The following is a 22,114-nucleotide window of genomic DNA, read 5'->3' as shown; positions in this document are numbered from 1 at the left end:
ATGAGCATCGACTTCTACCGCGACGGCGCGCCCGTCGCGGACGCGAAGGCCCCGGCGGGGCCGATCGAGAACCGGTGGGAGAAGCGGCGCTTCTCGGGGCGGCTGGTCAACCCCGCGAACCGGCGCAAGCTCCGGGTCATCGTGGTGGGGACCGGCCTGGCCGGGGCCTCGGCGGCGGCGACGCTGGGCGAGCTGGGCTACCGGGTGGCGAACTACTGCTTCCAGGACTCGGCGCGGCGGGCCCACTCGATCGCCGCGCAGGGCGGCATCAACGCGGCGAAGAACTACCGCAACGACGGCGACAGCGTGCACCGGCTGTTCTACGACACCGTCAAGGGCGGCGACTTCCGGTCGCGGGAGTCGAACGTGCACCGGCTCGCGGAGGTCTCCACCGAGATCATCGACCAGTGCGTGGCCCAGGGGGTGCCGTTCGCGCGCGAGTACGGGGGGCTGCTCGACAACCGGTCGTTCGGCGGCGCGCAGGTGTCGCGGACGTTCTACGCGCGCGGCCAGACCGGGCAGCAGCTGCTCCTGGGCGCCTACCAGGCGCTGCAGCGGCAGGTCGCGGCCGGGACGGTCGACCTGCACACCCGCCACGAGATGCTCGAACTGGTCATCGTGGAGGGGAAGGCGCGCGGGATCATCGTGCGCGACCTGGTGACCGGGGAGATCACCACCGAGCTCGCCGACGCGGTCGTCCTGGCCACCGGCGGGTACGGGAACGTGTACTTCCTGTCGACGAACGCGATGGGCTGCAACGTGACCGCCGGGTGGCGGGCGCACCGCAAGGGCGCGTACTTCGCGAACCCGTGCTACACGCAGATCCACCCCACGTGCATCCCGCAGTCGGGCGACCACCAGTCGAAGCTCACGCTCATGTCGGAGTCGCTGCGCAACGACGGCCGCGTGTGGGTGCCCAAGCGCAAGGGCGACGACCGGCACCCCGCCGACATCCCCGAGGACGAGCGCGACTACTACCTCGAGCGGCGCTACCCGGCGTTCGGGAACCTGGTGCCCCGCGACATCGCCTCGCGGGCGGCGAAGGTCGTGTGCGACGAGGGCCACGGGGTCGGCCCCGGCGGGCTCGGCGTCTACCTCGACTTCGCCGACGCCATCGCGCGCCTGGGCAAGCCGGCCGTGGAGGCGAAGTACGGGAACCTGTTCGACATGTACGAGCGGATCACCGGCGAGAACCCGTACGAGCGGCCCATGCGCATCTACCCGGCCGTGCACTACACGATGGGCGGCCTGTGGGTCGACTACGACCTGTCGTCGAACATCCCGGGCCTGTTCGTGACCGGGGAGGCGAACTTCTCCGACCACGGCGCCAACCGGCTGGGCGCGTCCGCGCTCATGCAGGGGCTCTCCGACGGGTACTTCGTGCTGCCCAACACCATCTCCGACTACCTCGCCGACGGGCCCTTCGACGCCCTCGACGAGACCCACGAAGCCGTGGTGGCCGCGCGGCGCGAGGTGGAGGAGCGGATCGCGTTCTTCCTCGGCAACGAGGGCGACCGCACCGTCGACTCCTTCCACCGCGAACTGGGCAAGATCATGTGGGAGTACTGCGGGATGGAGCGCACCGACGAGGGCCTGCGCAAGGCCATCGGGCTCATCCGCGACCTCAAGGCCGAGTTCTACAAGCGCGTCAAGGTCACCGGGAAGGCCGAGGGGCTCAACCAGGAGCTGGAGAAGGCCGGGCGCGTCGCCGACTTCTTCGAGCTCGGCGAGCTCATGTGCATCGACGCCCTCCACCGCACCGAGTCCTGCGGCGGGCACTTCCGCGCCGAGTCCCAGACCGACGACGGCGAGGCCAAGCGCGACGACGACGAGTTCTCGTACGTGGCCGCGTGGGAGTGGGGCGGGGACGAACCGGTCCTCCACAAGGAAGCGCTCGTGTTCGAGTACGTCAAGCCCACCCAACGGAGCTACAAGTGAAACTCAAGCTGCGAATCTGGCGCCAGAGCGACGCCGACGCCAAGGGCCGGATGGTCGCCTACGAACTCGACGACGTCTCCGAGGACGCCTCCTTCCTGGAGATGCTCGACGTCCTCAACGAGCGGCTCATCGCCGAGGGCGGCGACCCCGTCGCGTTCGACCACGACTGCCGCGAGGGCATCTGCGGGTCCTGCTCGCTGGTCATCGACGGCCAGCCGCACGGCCCCCAGGGCGCCACCACCACCTGCCAGCTCCACATGCGCAAGTTCAAGGACGGCGACTCCATCGACGTCGAGCCCTGGCGGGCCGGGGCGTTCCCGGTCATCAAGGACCTCGTCGTCGACCGCTCCGCGTTCGACCGGATCATCCAGGCCGGCGGGTACATCTCCGCGCCGACCGGGACCGCGCCCGACGCGCATGCCGCCCCGATCCCCAAGGAGGACGCCGACGCCGCGTTCTCGGCCGCCGCCTGCATCGGCTGCGGGGCCTGCGTCGCGGCCTGCCCCAACGGGTCGGGGATGCTGTTCATGGCCGCGAAGGTCGCCCACCTCGGCCTGGTCCCGCAGGGCCAGCCCGAACGGCGCACCCGCGTCCTCGGCATGGTCGCCGCCCACGACGAGGCCGGCTTCGGCGGGTGCACCAACACCGGCGAATGCGCCGCCGCCTGCCCCAAGGAGATCGGCCTCGACGTCATCGGCCGCCTCAACCGCGACTTCCGCAAGGCCGCCGTCCGCGCCGCCTAGCAATGGAAGCGAGAAAGCGGCCCCCGGCGATCGCCGGGGGCCGCTCGTTTTCTCCTGCCCCGCGTGAGCGGGGAGACCCCAGGGGAAATCCGCCCCACGTGAGTGGGTCAATGCCGCCCCATGTAAACAACGAACCGGGCGCGCCTTGGTCGCGCCACTTGACGGTGACCCGCGTCTCTCTTTCCTTGCGGTTGACGCGGCGTCAGCCGATACCGTCGGACCCGCACCGACGGAAGGACGGCGATGGACACCTGGACGACCGCGCACGTGGTCAAGCTGACCGGCGTCACCGCGCGCACCCTGCGCCACTACGACGCCATCGGCCTCCTCGCCCCCGCCGGCGCCGGCCACGGCGGCCAGCGCCGCTACGGCCGGCCCGAACTCCTGCGCCTCCAGCAGATCCTCCTGCTCAAACGCCTCGGCCTGCGCCTGGACACCATCGCGCAGATCCTCGAAGGCGGCCTCGACGAGACGCAGGCGCTGCGCCGCCACGCGGCCGAGATCGCCGCCGAGCAGGAGCGGCTCGCCCGCCTCGCCGCCACCGTCGCCGACACCATCCGCCAACTCGAAGGAGGCACGCCCATGGCACCCGAGACCTGGTTCACCGGACTCGACGACCGGCACCGCGAGGAGGCCCGCCGCAGATGGGGCCAGGCCGTCGTCGAACGCGCCTGGGCCGTCGTCCAGGACATGACCCCCGAGCAGCGCCGCGCGATCCCCGCCGAGTTCGACCGCGTCAACGCCGCCCTCGACGCCCTCCGCACCGCCGGACACGCACCCGGCGACGCGCCCGTCCAGGCCGTGGTCGCCGACCACCACCGGCTCGTCGCCCGCCACTGGGACTCCGAGCCCGGCCGCGAGGCGTACACCGGGCTCGCGGCGCTCTACACCGACGACCCGCGCTTCCGCGAGACCTACGACCGGGTCGGCGCGGGCTTCGCCGCCTACCTGCGCGCGGCCATGGACGCCTACGCGCAGGAGCGACTGCCCTAGGGGCCGTTAGGATCGGGCCATGCGCGCACCCCTGTACCGGCTCTACACCGCGCGCCTGGCCCGGCGCCTGGACCCCGCCCTGCTGCCCGGGCACGTCGCCGTCGCCATGGACGGCAACCGGCGGTGGGCCCGCGCCCAGGGCTTCACCGACCCCGGGACCGGGCACCGGTACGGGGCCGAGCACCTCGCCGACCTCCTGGAGTGGTGCCACGGGCTCGGCATCGCCCACGTCTCGGTGTACGTCGCCTCCGCCGACAACCTCGCCAAGCGCGGCGGGGGCGAGGTCGCCCACCTCCTGGCCGTGGTCGAGGACATCGTCGCCCGGCGCCTGCGCGAGGCGGGCAGCCCGTGGCGGCTGCACCTGGCCGGGCGCCTCGACACCCTCCCCGAGGCCACCGCGCTGGCCCTGGAGGCCGCGGCGGCGGCCACGGCGCACCGGACCGGGGCGCACCTGACCGTCGCGATCGGGTACGACGGGCAGGCCGAGATCGTCGACGCCGTCCGCGGACTCCTCGCGCACGAGGCCGCCCGCGGCACCGGCATCACCGACCTCGCCGGCCGGCTGCGCGAGGCCGACATCGACGCCCACCGGTACACCCCGGACCTGCCGGCCGCCGACCTCATCATCCGCACCTCCGGGGAGCGGCGACTCTCCAGCTTCCTGCTGTGGCAGTCGGCGGGCGCGGAGCTGTACTTCTGCGACGTGTACTGGCCCGGGTTCCGCCGCGTCGACTTCCTGCGGGCCCTGCGCGACTACGCGCACCGGCGCCGCACCCGCCTCGCCGCCTAAGCGGCCCAGGCGAGGTCGACGAGCTGATCGGGGGCCGCGGGCACGGCGGCGCGCATCCCGGCCGGGCCGGCCACGATCGCCGTGAACCCCGCCGGGCCGGGCGTGAAGCGCCGGTCCTGCCCGGCGGGGATGACGAGCGTGTCCCCGGCCGCGAGCTCGGTGGCCTCACCGCCGGTCTCGGCCGCACCTCCTTCGACCGTGTCTCCTTCCACCGCGCCTTCTTCGACCGTGACGGTGCCGGCGGTGAGGGTCCAGATTTGCGGCGCGTCGACGCGGTGGAGGGGCCCGGCGGTGCCGGGGGCGGCCTCGACGCGCCACAGCGGGAACGGGGCGTCCCCGAGGGTCGGGGAGGCGAGGGTGGTCATGACCGCCGCGGGGGTGGCGGTGCGGCGGGTCTCGGTACTGCGGACGATGCGCATAGGGGCGTCTCCTAGAATGGACAACATGGTTGCCCATATAGTAAACCTGGTTGTCGATCATGGGTGAGTCGGCCCCCGGACACGAGCTCCCGCTGCGCCTCTTCGCCGCCTTCCGCGCCGCCGTCGACGCCGTCCACGACGACCTCGCCCGCGCCGGCCACGAGCACCTGCGGCCCATGCACGGCTTCGTCTTCCAGGCCATCGGCACCCGCGGGACCACCGCCGTCGAACTCGGCGCGCGCCTGGGGGTCTCCAAGCAGGCCGCCGGGAAGACCATCGCCGCCCTGGAGCGGCAGGGCTACGTCGAACGCGCCCCCGACCCGCACGACGCCCGCCGCAAGGCCGTGCGCCTGACCGACGCCGGCCGCGACGTCCTCGACCGCTCCGCCCGCACCTTCGCGCGCGTGCGCGCCCAATGGGCCGACACCCTCGGCCCTGACCGCCTCGAACGGCTCGAAGCCGACCTCGCCGACCTCACCCCCGGCGAGATCTGGCGCCTCGACGCCCCCGGCTGGTTCGGCCCCGAACGCTGAAGCCCGAGACGAGGTCGCGGGCCGGGCCCATCCGGGCCGAGAGGCGCACCCGCGCCGACCCGTCGCCGGCAGGGAACCCCTCGGCCCTGATCCGCGACGGCGACCCGAGGCTCCCGCCCATCGACACCACCAGCCTGAGCGGGCCGTCCTGCGCGAGGACGCCCGCGAGGGCCGCGACCGAGTTCGCGTTCGCCGCGTCCTCGGGGACCCCGATCGAAGGCGCGAACATCCGCGCGTCGAACCAGCGCGCACGGCTCGGCGCGTACACGAAGCAGCCCAGGAGGCCCGCCGCGTCGCACGCCGCCGCCAGGACCCCCGCGTCCGGCGCCAGCGGCCCCAGCGCGTCAGGGGCGACCGGCACCAGCAGCCGCTCGCGCGCCGTCCCCGCCGCGTACACCGGCCCCGCCGGGACCGCGCCCAGCGCATCGAGGACCGGTCCCGCGTCCGCGGGCACGCGGTGGCGCACGACCCCCGCAGAGAACCACGCGCCCTCCGGGGTCATACCGCCCGAGAACTCGCGCCCGCCCGCCGCGAACCGCCACTCATCCGTGTCACGCCCGGCCCGGTGCTCCCACGCCTCCAGCGCCACGCACGCCGCGAGGGTGCCGTGCCCGCACGCCGGGAGCTCCCCGGCCGCAGTGAAGAACCGCAGCCGCACCACCGGACCCGACCGGTCCGCGAACACCGCGTGCGACACCCCCGTGTCCCCCGGGACCCGCGCCCGTTCCTCGTCCGACAGGCCCGCATCGTCGACGACCACCGTCGGGGAGCCCGTGCCCGGCTCGCCCCGCCAGCACGCGGCCACCACCACCGCCCTCACCGCTCGCCGTCCCGGTGCATCGCGATGAACCGCTGCGCCGCCCGGATCAGCGGCTCGTACTCCGGCGCCGCATGCCGCGTGTGGAGCCGGTCGCACAGCCCCGACAGCACCAGCGCCAGATCGGCCATGAGCGGGCCCCGCTTGCCGTCCACCGCCAGCGCCATGAGCATCGCCACCCACACCGGGCCGTGGTCGCGGAAGTTCACGTGCAGGTTCCGCTCCCCGTGCCGGTCGGCCGCCGCCAGCAGGTAGTGGACCTCGCTGGCGATGCGCCACGCCGCGCCGGGGCTGGTGCGCGCGAGCGCCTCGACGGCCGGCTCGGCCGCGTGCAGCGCCACCGCCGCCAGGCCCAGGTCGCACCGCGAGGACACCGTCGGCGGGGCGTCGCGCCCGGCCGGGTCCGGGCACAGGCGGCGGATGAGCGACGCGTCGGCGAACGCCCCCATCCCCGCGGCGGTCTGGAGCGCCCCGCGCAGCGTCACCAGGTTCGGGGCCGTCAGCGCCTCCGCGTCCGGGAAGTACTTGCCCAGCAGGTCCTTCGCGCCCCGGGCGTGCGCGCCCCGGCCGGAGGCGGCGTGCAGGGCCGCGGCCAGGCGCAGGCTGTCGCGCAGCAGCTCGTCCTGGCGGCCTGCCGCCAGCAGCATCCGCGCCGCCTGGTCGGCGGCGCCCACCGCCAGGTCCGGGTCGGCCGCGCGCCCGAACACCCGCGCCGCGCGGGCCAGCGCGGCGGCGAGGTCGGCGAAGCCCGCGCCCGCGGGGTCGGCCGGGTCGGTGTCGTCGAGGGCGTTCAGCGCCGAGTCCGCCTGCACGGCCGCCGTCAGGAGCCGTCCGGCGCGGACCGCGGCCTCGGCGAGGTCCAGGCGCTGGCGGGCCCGGGCCGGTCCGGCCAGGCCGAGCGGCCCGGCGACCTCGGCGCGCTCGCGCTCGGCGGCGTAGGCGTGCGGGTAGTCGCCGACCGCGGTGTGGGCGGCGGCGCGGGCGGCGAGCAGGTCGGCGAAGTCCTCGCGGGACGACCGGTCGCCGGGGTGGCCGGCGAGGCGGTCGCGGTACTCGATCGCGGCGGCGGCGAACGCGGCCTGCGCTGCGGGGTGGTCGCCGGCGGCGACGAGCCGGGCCGCTTCGCGATGGGTCCGCCGGGCAAAACGCCGATTCGGCATACGGACTCCTCAATGGGGGGATCGAGGCGGTAGCGCACCTGGTCGGGACGGACCGGGCACGCCGGGCCCTTCATAGTAGACGTACGGCGAACGTTTGCGGATCGGCCGATCAGTCGATGACGACCAAGTCAGGGCCCGGATGGCCCAGGAACCGGTCGTGCGAGATCTCCCAACCGTAGGCGCCGGCGTTCGCGAACACGAGCCGGTCCCCGGCCCCGATCGCCGCGACGTGCTGCCCGGCGTTGAGGACGTCGCGGGGCGTGCACAGCTCCCCGCACACCCGCACCTCCGCATCGGACAGGACGGGTCCGGTGCGCGGGCCCGGGACCACCTCGAACGGGTGCGAGTACCCCCACGCGGCGGGCAGCCGGAAGTGGTGCGTGCCCCCGCGCACCACCGCGAACGCCTGCCCCGCCACGGTCTTCACGTCCACGACCTCGGCCGCGTACCAGCCCGCCGGCGCCGCCAGGTACCGGCCCGGCTCGATCACCAGCTCCACCCCCGGCGCCGACACCCCGGCGAGGGCGCCCGCGAGCGCGCCGAGGTCGATCACGTCCCCCCGCGGGTCCGCGCCCAGGCCCCCGCCCACGTTCACGTACCGCAGCGCGAACCGGCCCGCCGCCGCCCGCCGCGCCCATGCGAGGGCGTCGGCGACGTGCGCGGCGTAGGCGGGGGCGTCCAGGCAGTTCGAGACCGCGTGCAGGTGGAACCCCGCCACGTCCAACCCCAGTTCCAGGGCCCGGTCGACGGCGGCGAGCGCGGCCGGTTCGTCCATGCCGAACGGCGTGGGCGCCCCCGTCATCTGGTGGCTCCCCGGCAGCGCGCGCCCGCGGTTGACGCGCACCGCCACCGGGCCCGCGAACCCGCCCGCCGCCAGGGGCGCCAGCTCGCGCACGCTCTCGACGTGCACGCACAGCGGCGTGTCGCACGCCGCGGCGGCGGCGAGGTCGGCGGGGGTCTTCGCCGGGCCCGAGAACGCCAGGCGCCGCGCCCCCGCGGCCCGCGCGGCGGCGAGTTCGCCGCCGGAGGCGCACTCGATCCCGTCCGCGTCCCGCGCGGCCGCGGCCACGATCGCGGGGTTCGCGCACGCCTTCATCGCGTACAGCACGGTCCACGCGGGCATCGCCGCCCGCACCGACGCCAGGCGCTCGCCGAAGACGCCGGGGTCGTACAGCCACGCGCTGGCGGGCCCGTCGAGGGCGGCGACCGCGGCGGTCACCTTCGCGGGGATCACGGGCGGGCCAAGGGGTTGTCGACCGGGGCCTCGATCTCGCGGCCCGGCTCCAGGCGCATCGACAGCAGCGCCTTCGTCGGCACGACCGGCGCCAGATAGAAGTCGCGGTCGGCCGCGGGGAGGTCGAGGGCGGCGACAAGGTCGGCCAGGTCGGCCCAGAACCGGGCCGCGTCGAGCCCGGTGTCGCGCGCCAGCGCCGCGGCGAGGGCGGCGAGGTGGTTCTGGAACAGCGTGTAGGCGACCTTCGCGCGCACCTGGTCGAGCGAGGCCGCGCGCACCGGGCTCCCCTCGGGCAGCGCCACCGCGAAGGGGAGGGCGGGCGGGTGGAGGCGGGCGCCGCCGAGGTCGCGCGTCACGGCCGCGACCGGCACGGGGCCGTCCATGGCGACCAGGCTGTTCTGCAGGTGCGCTTCGAGGCCGATGCCCATGGCGGCCTTCGCGAGCACCGGGGGCACGAACAGGGCCGCGTAGGCGCGCAGCCACGCGCCCGGGTCGCCGTGCCAGTGCGCGTACTCCGCCGCGAGGCTCACCCCGGTAACCGGTGAGGTCGCGGCGAGCGCGGTCGCGGGCACGCAGACCGTCCCCGGCGGGGTGACCGCGGCGAGGGGGGCGCGGGCGATGGCGGTGAGGTCGCGCCGGCCCGGCAGCCACGCCCCGGACAGGTCCGGGAGCAGGCGGTGCGTCCCGTCCGCCTCGAGCGCGGTGAGGTGGCGGGAGAGGACAGGGGCGAGGAGCGCGGTCGCGGGGGAGATGTCGCGGCGCGTGGAGGTGATGTGGATGCCGATGGCGAGCTTGAGGAACCCGGGGGCGCGGTGCCCGGCGAGGGTGCGGATCGCGGCGGTCGGCCACCCCGGCACGGTCGCGTCCAGGACCCGCAGCCGCCCGGTCGCGAACAGGTCCCCGTAGGCGGGCAGGACGCGGTGCTCGAGCTGCCAGGGGTGGACCGGGACGACCGGGTCGGGCAGGTCCAGGCCCGCGAGCATCGGGTGGGTGCGGAAGTCGGCCCCGGACCGCTCCAGGACCCCGGCGCGGTCGGCGACGAGCCGGACCCGGATCGGGGCGGGGGTCTCCAGGTCGTAGCGTTCGAGGTCGGACCGGTCCCAGCCCAGACGGGTGCGCGCGCACGGGTGGAGCTGGTGCCCATCGGTCGCCATGGTCTCCAACAGCCGCGCGGTCGTGTCGACGTCGCGCGAGCACGCCGCGACGAGTCGGGCGAGGCTCGGCGTCCCGGTCCGGTCGGCGAGCGCCTTGACGCGGCGGCGCCGGCCCGCGGCGCGGGAGCGGGCGAGGGCCCGGCCGGTGCGCGCGGACTCCAGTTCCGCCGCGAGGTGCCCGGGGACGGGTCCGCCGAGGACTCCTTCGAGGGTCTTGACCGGGTCGCCGTCCTCGTCCGCGCTCTCGGGGTACTGGAGCTGGTTGAAGGGGCCCTCGGGGACGGGCGCGGCCCCAGTACGGTGCCTAGTGCGGTGCCCGGCGAGGTCTTCGCGCCAGGCCGCGGCCAGGATCTGGTCGGTGAGGTTCACGCCGCCGCCAGCGGATTGGGGACCCGGACCCAGATGTCGCCGGTCGGGTTCGCGGCCAGGCGCATCGCCGTGGTCGCCTTGATCGGCCAGTCCGCGCGCAGGACCGCGTCGGCGATCCACGGCTCCAGGCCCAGGTCGCGCACGCCCGCCGCCACGGTGGACCACCACTTGCCGGGGTCGGTGCCGGACCAGGCGGCGAACGCCTCCACGATCGACGTCAGCGTCGTCGGGAACAGGGCCGCAAGGAGCTTCACCAGGCGCGCTTCGGGATCGGGTTCGGGGAGGTCGCCGGCGATCCCCGGGAACGCCCCGGGCGGGACGCGCACGCCCCCGAAGTCCCGGTACACCAAGGCCGTCGGCCGGTCCCCGGTGAACGAGGCGAGGGTGTTCTGCCCGTGCGCCTCCAAGGCGACGCCGGTCGCGGCGAACAGCCGCAGCGGGGCCAGCGCCACCCGCACGAACTGCTCCCACCACGCCTCGGGGTCGTTCCCGGTGAACGCCGCGGCGATCGGGCGCCCGTCGGCGGGGCAGGGCTCGGCCAGCGCGGCCAGCGGCACGGCCCGGGGGTGGCCGATGGCGTGCGGGGCCGGGCGCACGATCGCGGCGAGGTGCGGCCGCGGTTCGCCCTCGGGCCCTTCGGTGATCGCGGCCCGCTCGGGCAGGAGCGCGATGCCGTGCGCGGCGGCGTCGGCGGCGAGGGCGCGGGCGAGAAGCGGGCCGTTGCGGACCGCGGCGGCCGAGACGTGGCGGACCGCCGAGGTCAGCTGCAGGTCCACGGCGGTCTTGATCTGCATGTCGCCGACAGCGACGGTGCGCAGGCTCATGAGCGGCGCGGCCCCGGTGAGCTTGCGGGCGGGTGCGCCGAGGCCGTGGCGCGCGGCCTGCCAGGGGTGGACCGGCAGGTGCCCGGTCGGGCCGCGGGCCGACAGCCACCATGGGGGTTCGCGCAGGTCCGCGAAGTGGAAGAGCCCCAAGTCGAACCGGGCCCGGTGTTCGGGCGCGTAGGCGCGGATCTCATCGTCGGTGAGTCCCCCGCGCGAGCGCGCGAGCGGGTGCACCGGGTGCCCGAGGACGACGGCCTGCTCGAACCACACCGACGGGTCCGGGTGCGCCGCGGCGGCGGCGGCCCACAGATCGGTCGGGTGCGGGCGGGCGGCCTCCAGGGCGAGGGCGGTGCCGCGCACCGCGGCCGCGACCTCGGCGGTGAACCGGTCCTGATGGGGCGAGCCCGCGCTCACCGCGGCGGCGATCCGGGCCGCGCCGGTGCCATCGGCCCGGCCCGGGAGGGGTTCGCGCCCGGCGGCGGCGCGGAGGCGGTCGGCGACGAGTGCGTCGGCGCGGGCGGTGGCGTCCATTGCCTGAACCCTACTGTCCGCACCCGCCCGTGTGGAGGGTGCGATTGCTCACGGAGCGCACGGAAGCGCAGCGTGAGGGACGGATGCGGGCGGGTCGTTCAGGCTCTGACGACGGCGGTGCGCTCGCCGGTGCGGGGGGCCGGGACGGCCGCCAGGCGCATCCGCAGGGCCTGGAGCACCGGCAGGTCGTAGACCGCGCCGCCGGCGGCGAGCCACAGGCCGATGTCGGCCGCGGCCTGGGCGACGGCGACGTCGTGGACCGCGGCGGACTCCCCGGCGCGCGCGGTCTCGGGCAGGGTCGGCCACAGCACCCACCCCTGGACGTGCGCGTCCGGGAGCGCGGCGTCGAGGGCCTTGACGGCCTCGGGGAGGTTCACCGAGTCGACGTCGGCGCTGTCGCGGCCCACCGGCGCGCACAGCAGCGCGATCCGGTCGCCGCACACGATCGCGTGCGGCACCCGCGTGTCCTCCTCGGCCGGGAGCGCCACGAACAGGCGCGCGGCGGGGAGGTTGGTGAGGACCTCGCGCAGGAGCTTCCCGGTGGGCCGGTCGGCCTTCGGGCGGGTCCCGGCGGGCCCGAACGCGTTGAACTGGCGCAGGGCCCCGCCCACGGTGCGGCGCAGCGCGATGGTGAACCGCAGCCGCTTGACGGTCCAGGCGAGGCCGGCGCCGGTGAGGACGTACACGCCCAGGGCCCAGCCCCACGGCGTCGAGGGCCCGGCGAGGACGATGACGGCGGCGGCGAACAGGGCCGCGATGACCAGCCGCCCGGTCGGCGGGGGCGGGGACCGGTCGGGGCGCCGGCGCAGGGCCCGGCTGGTCTGGACGGCCACGATCATCGCGACCGCGATCGTCACCGGGATGGCGAGGATGAGGAACACCCACGAGTCGGAGGCCAGGGCCTGCCCGAGGAAGCCGAGCCCCATGAACACCCACACGGCCGCCGCCGCGGTGCACAGGGCCGCGGCGGTCCACGCGGAGGGCCGGTAGACCGGGCGCAGGCGCCGCAGCCGGGCGTGCCAGGGGACGGCCACGAGGGCGCCCTCGGCGGGGAACGCGTGCTGCACCGGTGCGGGCGCGGGCGCGACGTTCCAGCCGCGGACCTTGCGGTGCGCGGGCTTGGCGGCGGCCCGGCCGTAGCGGCGGGCGGCGCGGCGCCCGAAGCGCAGCAGGTCGTACTCGCGGCGCAGCCCGGGGTGCGAGAGCGTCTCCCAGGCGCCTTGGACGAGGTGGAACTCGCCCTCGTCGCCGCCGCGGTCGGGATGGGTCTCGCGCAGGCGCCTGCGGTAGGCGGCCTGGATCTCGTTGCGTGGTGCCTGCGGGCTCACCCCGAGGACGCGGTAGTGGTCTGGTTCGTTCACCACGGCTCCCGGTCGGTCGTACGGGGACGGGCCTGTGCCCGGCGAGGGGATCGGGCGTCGGACTCGACGGTAATGGAGCCCCCAATCTACCGCCGGTTCGCCCCTTTCGGTGTCGGCAGGTCCCGAAAATTCAGCCTGTCGTGGCCGGGACTTCGCCTCCCGGGCCCGCGCAGCGCCACAGTGGAGCCCCCACGGCGCCCCGGTGGGACGGGCCCCGCCCCTTCCGGCCTGCGGTTTCCCCTCCCCGCGAGCGTCTTCGGCGAAACGCGGCGCCGCCGGAGGGGACCGGGCCGGCGCTTTGCGCCATTGCGGCGGCGGACCCGGGGCAGGCGACATCGGACAGTGCACACCGGTGCCATTCACTATTGTCGATGCAAGGTGCGGGTGCGGGCGGGGCGCGCACGCGGACGGCCCCGCGCCCGAAGGCGCGGGGCCGGTGCACCGGTCGGCGGCTGCCGGGCCCGCCGAACCGCGGTCCGCTAGCCCTGCCAGAAGCGCGCGAGCGCCTGCGCGGCCGGGTCGTCGATGTCGGCGATGGCGTACTCGGAGGCGTCCACCGAGTTCACCCACGGCTCGGCCTCGGCCGACCCGAGGGCGTCCAGGTCGACCCACGGGTAGCCGTCGACGGGCTCGGGCACGTCCAGGTCGAGTTCGGGCGGGAACGTCGGCGGGTTGTCGGCCTCGTCGAGCAGCAGGTCCTCGTAGGTGGCCGCGTACGCGGTCTCGTCCCCGCCCGGCTCGTCGTCCGCGTCCGCGTCCGCGTCCTCGACAGTGCCGTCTTCGTACTCGGCGTCGAACGCCTCGTCGAGCGGCGCGTCCTCGTCGAGGTCGTCGTCGAACGCGAACGCGTCCAGGCCGTCCTCGTCGGGAACCTCGCCGGTGTCGAACTCGTCGAACCCGGGGGCCTCCTGGCCGTCGTCGTCGAGGTCGGGGAAGTCGCCGTCGCCCCCTTCAGGGTCGAACTCGTCGAACTCATCCATCGGATTCCTCATCTCCTGGTACGAGGGTGCGGGCCTTGGCGAGCACCTCGTCGAGCTGCTTGACCTTCTGGGCCATGGAGTCGCGGCGCTGCTTGAGCGCGGCCTGCTTCTTGGCCCGGGCGGCCTGGTCGGCCTTCGCGGCGTTCTCGGCCGCGGAGATCCGCGCGTCGAATTCGGCGGCGCGCCGCTCCAGGGCGTCGTCCAGCGTGGAGTTGAACACGAACTCGACCTCGGTGAACCGGAACCCGATCTCCTCGTTGAGGTTCGCGCGGGCCTCGGCGATCACGCGCTGCACCCACTGCTTGGCGGCCTGCCGGTCGCCCTGGATCTTGCGGCGGTACAGCAGGAACGCGGCCGCGGCCAGGCCGATGCCCACACCCGAGGCCGTCAGCGCCACCGACGCGACCGACCCGGCCACCGCGGTCAGGCCGATCATGCCCGCACCGGCGGTCACCGCGCGCCCGGCCATCATCGCCACACCCGCCGAGGACGCCATGAGCAGCGCCCCGTCCTGGTTCGCGTCCCGGCGGGCCCGGCCCGACGCCGCGGCCCGCAGGCCCGCCGAGATCGAGTTCGTGGCCTGCATGAGCTCGTCCTCGGTGAACACCTGCCGCAGCACGCGCTCGGCCAGCAGCACGAACCTTTGGTGCAGCTCCCCGGACAGGCGCGCGGCGATGCCCTGCAGGGCGATGTCGATGCGCTGCGGCAGCGACTCCAGGGCCGCCTTGTTCGCCTTCTCCAACTCGTTGAGCAGGGCCTCCTCCAGTTCCTGGAGGTGCGCGCGCAGGCGCCCCTGGACCTCGATCTTGGCCCGCTGGGTCTCCACGCGCAGCGCGAGGTTCGCCTTCTTCGTCTCGGTGCGGCGCGCGTTCAGCGCCGACTTCTTCTCCTCCTTGAGCCGGTTGGCGGTCTCAGGGTCGGGGTCGTACGCCTTCATGTCCTCCTGCGCCGAGACGGCGAGGCGGGAGAACTCGGTGCGCACCGCGCGCACCACGTTCGCGGCCACCAGGGCCTTCCCCGCGGCGCCCACCTTGACCAGGGCCCGCTGCATCTTCCCGATCCCCGACTCCTTCGCCAGGGCCTGGCGGGTGGGGCCCTGCGAGTTCAGGGCGTGCTCGGCGAGCATCGCCGACACCGGGAAGTGCGGGGCGTTGCGGAACCGGGGCGCGTGCGCCTCGATCAGCGACCGGTTCTCCTCCAGGACGGTCTTCCACCCCGGGTACGTGTCGGTCTTCGTCAGCGCGAACACCACGAAGTTCACGCGCTTGGACGCCTCGGTGAGGAAGTCCAGCTCCGTCTTCGCCATCGGCGACGAGGCGTCGGTGACCATGATCAGGCACGTCGCCCGCGCGACCGCCTCCAGCGCGATCACCGCGTGGTCGGGGTCCAGGCCGCCGGTCCCGGGCGTGTCCACCACCGACATGTGCTTGAGCAGCGCCGAGGGGTGGCCGACGAGCATGCGCCGCGGCGGGACCATCCCCGGCGGCATCGTGCCCAGGCGCGTCGCCCAGTTGCGCAGGTCGCCCACGCCCAGGAGCATCGGGTCGGCCGCGCCGGGCTGCCAGGCCCGCACCGACGCCTGGTCGGCGTACGCGAACTCCAGGTACGCGGTGGTGGCGACCTGGGCGTCGACCGGCGACAGGCCCGGCATGCCCAGCAGGGCGTTCACCAGCGAGGACTTGCCGCGCTTGGTCTCGCCGACCACGACGGCGACGGGCTTGTCCGGCTGCCAGCGCGCGACCTCGTCCACCTCGGCCGCCGCGCGGGCGTCGACGGTGCGCAGCGACGCGTTCCCGGCCTTCGCGGCCTTGACGCACAGCTTGTGGATCGCCACGGCCGGGTTCGGCTTCGCGGCGGCCTTCTTCGCGGGCGCCGGCTGCGGCGGGGAGGCGGCCGCGGCGGGGGCGGCGGTGTCGGTCATGCCCGCACCCCCTGGCCCCGGTAGACGGTGACGATCGGGTGGCGCACGATGCGGCCCCGGTCGGTGTAGCCGATCTGCTCGGTGCGGGCGATGATGCCCTCGTCGGCGGGCCCGCGGGCGGCGACGGTGGAGCCGGCCTCGTGGACGGCCGGGTCGAAGCGCTGCCCGGTGGCGTCGACGGGGTTGACGCCGACCTTCGCGAACGCGCCGTCCAGGTGCTGGGCAAGCGCGGGGGAGGTGGCGCGGTCGCGCATCCAGATGCAGGTCTCGACCAGGACGGTCCGGTCGGTGGTGTTCTGGGCGGCGCGGGCGGAGTCGGCGAGCTGGCCGACCGGGATCGCCCCGGAGACCGCGCCGGTGCCGGCGGGGGGCGCGAACGGCGGGGGGTTGAGCGCCGCGGCCTTGGCGGCGGGGGCGGCGATGGACCTGCCGGCGGCGAACGCGACGGCGGCGGTGACCAGGACCGAGCCGGCGGCTATGCCCAGGACGCGCGCATCGAACCCGCCGCCGGTGAGGAACACCGCGCCCAGGGCCGCGGCGGCGAGGCCCACGAGGGCCCCCACCAGCGGTCCGCCGAGTCGATTCGTCACTTTGCTCTCCTTAGGTCGTAACGGTGACGGGGTCAGCCGAGTCGTTGGGCCAGCAGATGGAAACCACGATGCACCACGTTCGCCACCCTGGCCTGGGACGGGGTGGCGCCGCCGTTGGCGAAGGCCCGCCAGCGCGCGGCCGCCTCGATGGCGGCGCGCCGCAGCTGCGGGCGCGGCGCATCCGGCAGGCCCAGGACCACGCCGGCGTCGTCGGTGAGCGCGAGCCGGGCGACCTCGGCCTCCATGGCCTCAGGCAGGGCCACCTGCCCGGTGGTGACCTGCGCGGCCGCCTCCAGCAGCGGGAGCCGGTGGTACTCGGGGCGGGCGACGATCGACTCGACCGCGCCCCGCAGGAGGTCGCGGTCGGCCGCGGGCCCGGAGGCCGCGGCCGCGTCCAGGCGCCCCAGGGCCCATCCGGCCTTGATGACGTCGGCGCGGACCCCGAAGATCTGGTGCAGGGTCGTGCGCAGGCGCGGGAACCCCGAGGCGGCGAACAGCAGCCGCACCAGTTCCCCCGTCGCCAGGTGCGGGCTCGCCTGCAGGTGCGCGATCGCGAAGTGGATGCCGTACAGGTCCAGGCGCTCGAGCAGGCGCTGGCGCTGGTGCTTGTCGACCGGGCTCTCGGTGGACAGGAACAGGCCCGCGGAGGCGAGCATGAGCGCCCGCTTCTCCTCGCCGAGCCCGGCGAGGGTGCGCAGGGCCTCGCAGTCGGCGGCCGTCAAGAGCCCGGCCTCGGCGGTCTCGGCGAGCAGCCCCACGACGGGGACGACGTCGCACACCGAGCGGCGCAGGACGTTCGCCTGGTCGCCGGCGATCGGCCCGGCCACCGGCCACGGGTCCTGCCCGGGCCCGGGCGCGAGCTTGTCCGCCTTGTTGTACAGGCCCAGGGCGTTCATGGGGGAGGAGGAGAGCTGCTGGGACGCCTTCGCGAACGCCTCCAGGGCGTCGACGTCGTCGGCGCGGACCTGCTGGGTGAACACGTAGATGATCGCCTCGGCCGACTCGACGGCGGCCTTGGAGTCGTCGTCGACGTCCTCGGCGATCGGGGCGGCGAACAGCATCTCCCGCGCCGCCTCCGAGATGTCGGTGTTCACCGACTGGAGGCCGGGCGTGTCGACCACGGTCAGGTCCCGCAGCCGGTCCGAGGACAGCTGCACGTCGATCATCGCGGCCTCGTCGGCCGGGATCGGCAGCGTCGTGGGGATCATCCCGTTCGCGTCCAGCGGGACGGCGTGCTTGGACCCGTTGCGGGCGACCACGTCGACCCGGTCGGCCGGGCCGTACCGGAACTGCGTCACCACCCGGGTGCACTCGCCCGCCGCCGTCGGCGCGACCCGCCGCCCGATGAGCGCGTTCACGAGCGTGGACTTCCCGGCCTTCAACCGCCCGGCGACCGCGACCCGCAACGGCTGCCCGAGGCGGCCGGCGACCTCCTCGACCACGGGACGCGACGCGCTGCTGACCTTCCCGGCCAGTTCCTCGCACATGCTCGCCACGCTCGTGGTGAGTTGACCTGCCACCATGGTCCCCGCGTCCGCCCTCTCCTGCTAGTCTCGTCGGTCCCGATGATCGGGGCCCGCGCCGGTCTGCGGCGCTTCGGCCGCCGACGCCGGTCTGCGGCATCGAAGCTTCCGCAATATCATGAGAGGCGTCGGCCGTCGGTCGACAACACGAGATTACAAACCGCAGCCGCCCGGCCGCCTCCCCCATTCGTGCCACAGCGTTAGGAGCCCCCTTGGCCGCCCCGCCGCCCACTCCCGGACTGGCGCCCCGCGTCGCCGCACCGCCCCCGCCCGGCGCGGTCGCGAACCGTGACGATGCGCTGCGCGCCATGGCCGGCGCGCTGGCGGGACCGGGCCTGGTGGTCGTCACCGGCCCGCCCGGCTCCGGCCGCACCCGGCTCCTGGAGCGGCTCGCCCGCGCCTCCAAGCGGCCCGTGCACGCCGGCGGGGGCCTGGCGATGCTCTCCGGGCAGCCCGCGCTCGCGCTCGAACGCGCCACCCGCGCCCGCATGCCCGCCGGGGACCTCCCGCTCCTGGCCGAGGCCGTCTACTCCCGCACCCGCGGGGGCCTGCTCGTCATCGACGACCTCCAGTGGTGCGACGCGGCCACGCTCGCGGTCCTGCCGGTCCTGGCCGAACGGCTCCCGGTCGCCGCGGCCCTGCGCATCCCCAACCGGCTCGGCGACGACGCCCTCGCGCGCCTGCTCGCCGCCGCCGTCGTCGTGCCCGTCCCCGAGCTCACCGACGCCGAGGCCGCCGCGCTGGTCGCCGAGGCCGCGCCCGCCCTGCCGCCGGCGCGCGCCGGCGCGCTCGCGGCCCGCGCCGGCGGCAACCCGCTCGCGCTCACCGCGCTGGCGCGCCGCGCCGCCCACACCGGTGCGGCCGAACCCGACCCGGGCGCGCCCGGCGACCCGGCCTCGGCGGCGGCCGCGGCGATCGCCGACCTGCCCCGGGCCGGGCGCACCGCCCTCGCCGTCCTCGGCCTGCTCGGGCGCCCGGCGCACCCGAGCCTGCTGGGCGAGGGCGCGCAGGTCCTCGCCGACGCGGGCCTGGCCGCGTGGGAGGGCCCGTTCCTGCGCCCCGCGTCGCCGTGGATGGCCGAGATCGCCGCGGGCATCCTCGACGCCGAGGCCCGCCGGTCGATGCACGAGCACCTCGCCGACGCCACCGCCGGCGTCGAGGCCGCCCGCCACGCCCACGCCGCCGGCCTCGCCGACCGCGCCCTGGCCGCCGCGCTCGCCGCCGCCCGCGACGCCTCCCCTCAGACCCGGGCCGAGGCCCTGCTGCTCGCGGCCGAGCTCGACGGCGCCCACGCCGTCCCCGCCGCCCGCGCCGCCCTCGAGGCCGGGCGCACCAACGCCGCCCTCGCCGTCCTCGACCGCGCCCCCCGCAGCGACGGGGAGACCGCCGTCGTCCGCGCCTGGGCGCTCCTGGCCGTGGGCGAGACCCCCCGCGCCCGCGCCGCCCTCCAGGCCGCGCCGCCCGGGCCCGAGACCGACCAGCTGCGGCTGCTGTGCGCGCCCGTCCACGAACGGGCCGGGCTCGCGCTCGAACTGCGCACGATCTACGCCGGCACCGACCACCCCGGGCTCGCCGCCGCCCTCGCCGGGGACGACCCCGACGCCCTCGCCGCGGCCGAAGCGCTCGCGCGCGCCGCCGGGGACGCGACCACCGCCGCGTGGTGCGCGTGGTCGCGGGTCATCGCCCTCGCCGACGCCGCCCGCCTCGTGGAGGCCGAAGCGGTCGCCCACGAGGCCGCCGACCGGGCCGGCGCCGACGGCGCCTACTCGTGGCAGACCCGGTTCCTCGCCGCCGCCGCCTGGTGCCTGGTCCTGTCCGGCACGGGCCTGGACAACGTGATCGCCGCGGCCCAGTCGCTGGCCGACCACGCCCTCCCGGCCGTCGCCGACACGCTCATCGCCGCGTCGATCGCGCTCGCCGAGGCCGACACCGGCGCCCTCGGGGCCGCGCGGGCGCGCCTGTCGCGCCTGCACGACGCCCCCGCCGCGCTCGACGGGCTCGTCGCCTGGCTCGAGCACGAGACCGCGTGGCTCGACGGCCAGCCCGGGCCCGAGGCGCCCGAGGCCCAGCCGGGCCTGGTCGGCGGGCTCGCGCACATCACCGGCCGGTGGATCGCCTACGACACCGGGACCGAGCCGGTGCCCGCCGACGCCGTCCCCTGGCCCGCCCCGGTCGCGACCACCCTCGCGGCGTGGGACAAGGCCGCACCGGGCCCGTTCGCGCAGGCCGCCTCGGCGTGGGACGGCCTCGCCGCCCGCGAGCAGGTCCGCTGCCTGCTGGCGCTGGCGGCGCACTCGGGTGAGCCGCACGCGGCCGTCGCCGCCCTGGAGGCGGCCGAGCGGATCGCCGACGAGCACGGCCTCATCGTCCTGGCCGGGCGGGCCCGCCGGGGCCTGCGCAAGCACGACGTGCGCCGCGACCGCCGGTCGGCGCGCGGGGGCGGGGGCCTGACCGACCGCGAGGCCGAGGTGCTGCGGCACGTCGCCTCCGGGCACCCCTCGCGGCGGATCGCCGAGATCCTCGGGATCACCGCCGAGACCGTCGAGACCCACATCCGCTCAGGGATGCGCAAGCTCGGTGCGAAGACCCGCACCGAGGCCGCCGTGCTGCTGTCGGCGGCGCCGCTGGAAGGCGGTGAGGGCTGATGGGCGAGCAGGTGCCCCTGCACGTGGTCGCCGCGGCGGGCGAGGCCGAGGCGCTGGTGCGCCGGTGCGCGGCCGCGGGCTGGTCGGCGCACCGCGGGTTCGCGCTGCTGGAGCCGGCGTGGGACCTGGCCGACCGGCGCCTGGTGTGCCACGGGCAGGTCGGCGACGACCACACCGCCTCCCAGGCCGTGCTCGCGGCCGCGCGCGGGGCGGGGATCATCGCCGTCGCCTCGGGGCAGCTGGCGTTGAACCTGGCCGCGGACCTGCGCCGCGTCGGGCCCCTCGGGGTGACCCCGGGGAAGGCCGAGGCCGCCGACGGGCTCGACCTCGACGCCGAGCAGCGGGCGCTGCTGGCCCGCCTCGCCTCGGGGTCGACGATCGCGGCCGCGGCGGAGGCCGAGTTCGTGTCGCTGCGCACCGCCAACCGCCGCATCGCCGCCGCCCGGCAGTCCCTGGGGGTCAAGACCACCCGCGAAGCGGTCATGATCTACATCAAGCACGCCCGCGACTGACCCCGCCTCCTGAAGCTCTCTTCAGGCGCCTTCAGCTCTCCTTCAGGTCGCTCCCGGCACTATGGCTCCCACCCCGTCGGAAACGACCGAGAGGAGCCTGCCACGACCCGATCAGCGACCGATACGCAGTGAACCGCACGGGCAACCGCCGGTGCACCAGGGCGGGCGGGGTGGGGGACCCGGATGGGATACAGCCGGGCCCGGTCCGCCGGCGTGCGGCGTCCCGGGCCCGTCGGCTCCGCGCCCGAACCGGTGCGTTCGGGCCGCGGCTGCTGCTCCTTCGGGAGGTCCCCGCTACTTCAGTTCGGCGAGGCGCGCCTCGGCCTCTTCGAGCTGGCGGCGCAGCCGGGCGGCCTCCTCGGCGGCCTCGGAGCGGATCTTCTCGACCACCTCCGAGACGACCTCCTCGACCTCGACGGCGCCCGCGGCCTGGCACATCGCCAGCGCGTTCGTGTGGGCGACCTTGGCGCCCTTGACGACCGTGCGGGCGCCGCGGCTCGCGGCGACCGACCACTCGCCGTCCTCATAGGTCAAGATCACCTGGAGCTCGGGGTGCTTGGCGGCCGCGGCGCGGGGCCGGGCGGTCTTCTTCTTTACCGGGGCCGGCTCTGCCGCGGGCGTGGTCTCGGGTTCGGTCACGGGCTTCCTCTCGCTCACTTCGGGTTTCGGTTGCGGTGCGGGTGCGGGGGCGTCGTCGGGGAGCAGCCCGGGCCCCGAAGGGGCCGCCGAGCGCTGCCGCGGCGCGGCCGTGCGCCGGGCGCCCTCGCCGGGCGCGGGCAGGCGCAGCTCCGCGGCGGAGAACGACAGCTCGTCGGACCCGAAGGCGACCTGCACGAAGTCGTCGACGCCGGCGGGGTCGAGGGCGACGACCTTGCCGGTGCGGCCGGCGACCTGCCCGGCCGCGTCGGTGAACACCACCTTGGGCTTCTTGCCTTGCGCAAGCACCGCTTCGAGATGGGCGATGTCGGCACTCGACAGTGACATCGGGGGCTCCTTCACATGGGTTCGGAGGCGGCCCTGGCGGGCGCGGCCTGGTGAACTGGTCTGCATCCTCCAATACGTACCCGCAGGGTCCGA

19 protein-coding genes are annotated in these 22,114 nt (G+C 75.7%); 7 read left to right on the top strand and 12 right to left on the bottom strand.

The genetic code is table 11. The features are described from left to right. The 4 genes from BLS99_RS07090 (at position 1) to uppS (ending at position 4,464) form a co-directional block, all read left to right on the top strand. A complete protein-coding gene (locus tag BLS99_RS07090) occupies positions 1-1,938 on the top strand; it encodes a fumarate reductase/succinate dehydrogenase flavoprotein subunit (RefSeq protein ID WP_091045983.1) in 1,938 nt (645 codons plus the stop codon). After that, complete coding sequence (locus BLS99_RS07085) at positions 1,935-2,681, top strand: succinate dehydrogenase/fumarate reductase iron-sulfur subunit (RefSeq protein WP_091045980.1); 747 nt, start codon at positions 1,935-1,937, stop codon at positions 2,679-2,681. The genes BLS99_RS07090 and BLS99_RS07085 overlap by 4 nt, the downstream gene beginning before the upstream one ends. 243 nt (positions 2,682-2,924) lie before the next feature. Continuing rightward, complete coding sequence (locus tag BLS99_RS07080; protein WP_091045976.1) at positions 2,925-3,674, top strand: MerR family transcriptional regulator; 750 nt, start codon at positions 2,925-2,927, stop codon at positions 3,672-3,674. A 19-nt stretch (positions 3,675-3,693) separates the two neighbouring features. Further along, positions 3,694-4,464: a polyprenyl diphosphate synthase gene (uppS, locus tag BLS99_RS07075; RefSeq protein WP_091045973.1), complete on the top strand. Its 771-nt coding sequence runs from the start codon at positions 3,694-3,696 to the stop codon at positions 4,462-4,464. Here the strand turns inward: uppS and BLS99_RS07070 are convergent. Beyond that, on the bottom strand, positions 4,461-4,883 hold the full coding sequence (locus BLS99_RS07070; protein ID WP_091045971.1) for a cupin domain-containing protein: 423 nt from the start codon (positions 4,881-4,883) through the stop codon (positions 4,461-4,463). The two genes, uppS and BLS99_RS07070, sit on opposite strands and share 4 nt — an antisense overlap. A gap of 59 nt (positions 4,884-4,942) precedes the next feature. Here BLS99_RS07070 and BLS99_RS07065 point away from each other — a divergent pair, with 59 nt between their 5' ends. Beyond that, positions 4,943-5,416 carry a MarR family winged helix-turn-helix transcriptional regulator gene (locus BLS99_RS07065; RefSeq protein ID WP_091047760.1) on the top strand — a complete coding sequence of 158 codons (474 nt, stop codon included), beginning with the start codon at positions 4,943-4,945 and terminating at the stop codon, positions 5,414-5,416. Here the strand turns inward: BLS99_RS07065 and BLS99_RS07060 are convergent. The 10 genes from BLS99_RS07060 to BLS99_RS07015 all read right to left on the bottom strand — a co-directional run bounded on the left by BLS99_RS07060 (position 5,358) and on the right by BLS99_RS07015 (position 17,844). Beyond that, on the bottom strand, positions 5,358-6,236 hold the full coding sequence (locus tag BLS99_RS07060) for a PhzF family phenazine biosynthesis protein (protein WP_091047756.1): 879 nt from the start codon (positions 6,234-6,236) through the stop codon (positions 5,358-5,360). The two genes, BLS99_RS07065 and BLS99_RS07060, sit on opposite strands and share 59 nt — an antisense overlap. Beyond that, complete coding sequence (locus tag BLS99_RS07055) at positions 6,233-7,393, bottom strand: hypothetical protein (protein WP_091045968.1); 1,161 nt, start codon at positions 7,391-7,393, stop codon at positions 6,233-6,235. Before BLS99_RS07055 ends, BLS99_RS07060 begins: the two co-directional genes overlap by 4 nt. A gap of 109 nt (positions 7,394-7,502) precedes the next feature. After that, positions 7,503-8,627 (bottom strand): type III PLP-dependent enzyme domain-containing protein, encoded by a 1,125-nt coding sequence (locus tag BLS99_RS07050; protein WP_176953240.1) that lies wholly within the window; start codon positions 8,625-8,627, stop codon positions 7,503-7,505. Next, the gene (locus tag BLS99_RS07045) at positions 8,624-10,150 is read right to left on the bottom strand and encodes an IucA/IucC family protein (RefSeq protein WP_091045965.1); all 1,527 of its coding nucleotides are present in this window, start codon (positions 10,148-10,150) and stop codon (positions 8,624-8,626) included. The genes BLS99_RS07050 and BLS99_RS07045 overlap by 4 nt, the downstream gene beginning before the upstream one ends. Then, on the bottom strand, positions 10,147-11,505 hold the full coding sequence (locus BLS99_RS07040) for an IucA/IucC family protein (RefSeq protein ID WP_091045961.1): 1,359 nt from the start codon (positions 11,503-11,505) through the stop codon (positions 10,147-10,149). Before BLS99_RS07040 ends, BLS99_RS07045 begins: the two co-directional genes overlap by 4 nt. 98 nt (positions 11,506-11,603) lie before the next feature. Next, positions 11,604-12,866 carry a J domain-containing protein gene (locus tag BLS99_RS07035; protein ID WP_176953239.1) on the bottom strand — a complete coding sequence of 421 codons (1,263 nt, stop codon included), beginning with the start codon at positions 12,864-12,866 and terminating at the stop codon, positions 11,604-11,606. Between the two features lie 479 nt (positions 12,867-13,345). Continuing rightward, positions 13,346-13,846 carry a hypothetical protein gene (locus tag BLS99_RS07030; protein WP_091045956.1) on the bottom strand — a complete coding sequence of 167 codons (501 nt, stop codon included), beginning with the start codon at positions 13,844-13,846 and terminating at the stop codon, positions 13,346-13,348. Further along, positions 13,839-15,767, bottom strand: a complete 1,929-nt coding sequence (locus tag BLS99_RS07025; protein ID WP_091045953.1) for a dynamin family protein — start codon at positions 15,765-15,767, stop codon at positions 13,839-13,841. Before BLS99_RS07025 ends, BLS99_RS07030 begins: the two co-directional genes overlap by 8 nt. Continuing rightward, on the bottom strand, positions 15,764-16,357 hold the full coding sequence (locus BLS99_RS07020) for a nucleotide exchange factor GrpE (protein ID WP_143034712.1): 594 nt from the start codon (positions 16,355-16,357) through the stop codon (positions 15,764-15,766). Before BLS99_RS07020 ends, BLS99_RS07025 begins: the two co-directional genes overlap by 4 nt. 32 nt (positions 16,358-16,389) lie before the next feature. Next, complete coding sequence (locus BLS99_RS07015; protein WP_245712180.1) at positions 16,390-17,844, bottom strand: dynamin family protein; 1,455 nt, start codon at positions 17,842-17,844, stop codon at positions 16,390-16,392. A 248-nt stretch (positions 17,845-18,092) separates the two neighbouring features. Here BLS99_RS07015 and BLS99_RS07010 point away from each other — a divergent pair, with 248 nt between their 5' ends. Both BLS99_RS07010 and BLS99_RS07005 read left to right on the top strand, forming a co-directional pair. Beyond that, entirely contained in the window at positions 18,093-20,525 is a 2,433-nt protein-coding gene (locus BLS99_RS07010; protein WP_218126325.1) for a helix-turn-helix transcriptional regulator, read from the top strand. After that, positions 20,525-21,037: a helix-turn-helix domain-containing protein gene (locus BLS99_RS07005; RefSeq protein ID WP_091045940.1), complete on the top strand. Its 513-nt coding sequence runs from the start codon at positions 20,525-20,527 to the stop codon at positions 21,035-21,037. The genes BLS99_RS07010 and BLS99_RS07005 overlap by 1 nt, the downstream gene beginning before the upstream one ends. Positions 21,038-21,331: 294 nt before the next feature. On the opposite strand, the gene BLS99_RS26085 is transcribed toward BLS99_RS07005, so the two are convergent. After that, positions 21,332-22,021: a hypothetical protein gene (locus BLS99_RS26085; RefSeq protein WP_091045937.1), complete on the bottom strand. Its 690-nt coding sequence runs from the start codon at positions 22,019-22,021 to the stop codon at positions 21,332-21,334. Between the last annotated feature and the right edge of the window lie 93 nt (positions 22,022-22,114).

Origin of the sequence: Glycomyces sambucus (genome assembly GCF_900102815.1) — a bacterium.
Lineage (GTDB): Bacteria > Actinomycetota > Actinomycetes > Mycobacteriales > Micromonosporaceae > Glycomyces > Glycomyces sambucus.
This window is presented reverse-complemented; position numbering and strand designations above follow the sequence as displayed.

Bases quoted from the DNA above. Each gene is read 5' to 3' on its own strand.
- BLS99_RS07090 (WP_091045983.1), top strand. From the start codon at position 1: ATGAGCATCGACTTCTACCGCGACGGCGCGCCCGTCGCGGACGCGAAG.
- BLS99_RS07080 (WP_091045976.1), top strand. From the start codon at position 2,925: ATGGACACCTGGACGACCGCGCACGTGGTCAAGCTGACCGGCGTCACC.
- uppS (WP_091045973.1), top strand. From the start codon at position 3,694: ATGCGCGCACCCCTGTACCGGCTCTACACCGCGCGCCTGGCCCGGCGC.
- BLS99_RS07070 (WP_091045971.1), bottom strand. From the start codon at position 4,883: ATGCGCATCGTCCGCAGTACCGAGACCCGCCGCACCGCCACCCCCGCG.
- BLS99_RS07065 (WP_091047760.1), top strand. From the start codon at position 4,943: ATGGGTGAGTCGGCCCCCGGACACGAGCTCCCGCTGCGCCTCTTCGCC.
- BLS99_RS07055 (WP_091045968.1), bottom strand. From the start codon at position 7,393: ATGCCGAATCGGCGTTTTGCCCGGCGGACCCATCGCGAAGCGGCCCGG.
- BLS99_RS07040 (WP_091045961.1), bottom strand. From the start codon at position 11,505: ATGGACGCCACCGCCCGCGCCGACGCACTCGTCGCCGACCGCCTCCGC.
- BLS99_RS07030 (WP_091045956.1), bottom strand. From the start codon at position 13,846: ATGGATGAGTTCGACGAGTTCGACCCTGAAGGGGGCGACGGCGACTTC.
- BLS99_RS07025 (WP_091045953.1), bottom strand. From the start codon at position 15,767: ATGACCGACACCGCCGCCCCCGCCGCGGCCGCCTCCCCGCCGCAGCCG.
- BLS99_RS07015 (WP_245712180.1), bottom strand. From the start codon at position 17,844: ATGTGCGAGGAACTGGCCGGGAAGGTCAGCAGCGCGTCGCGTCCCGTG.
- BLS99_RS07005 (WP_091045940.1), top strand. From the start codon at position 20,525: ATGGGCGAGCAGGTGCCCCTGCACGTGGTCGCCGCGGCGGGCGAGGCC.
- BLS99_RS26085 (WP_091045937.1), bottom strand. From the start codon at position 22,021: ATGTCACTGTCGAGTGCCGACATCGCCCATCTCGAAGCGGTGCTTGCG.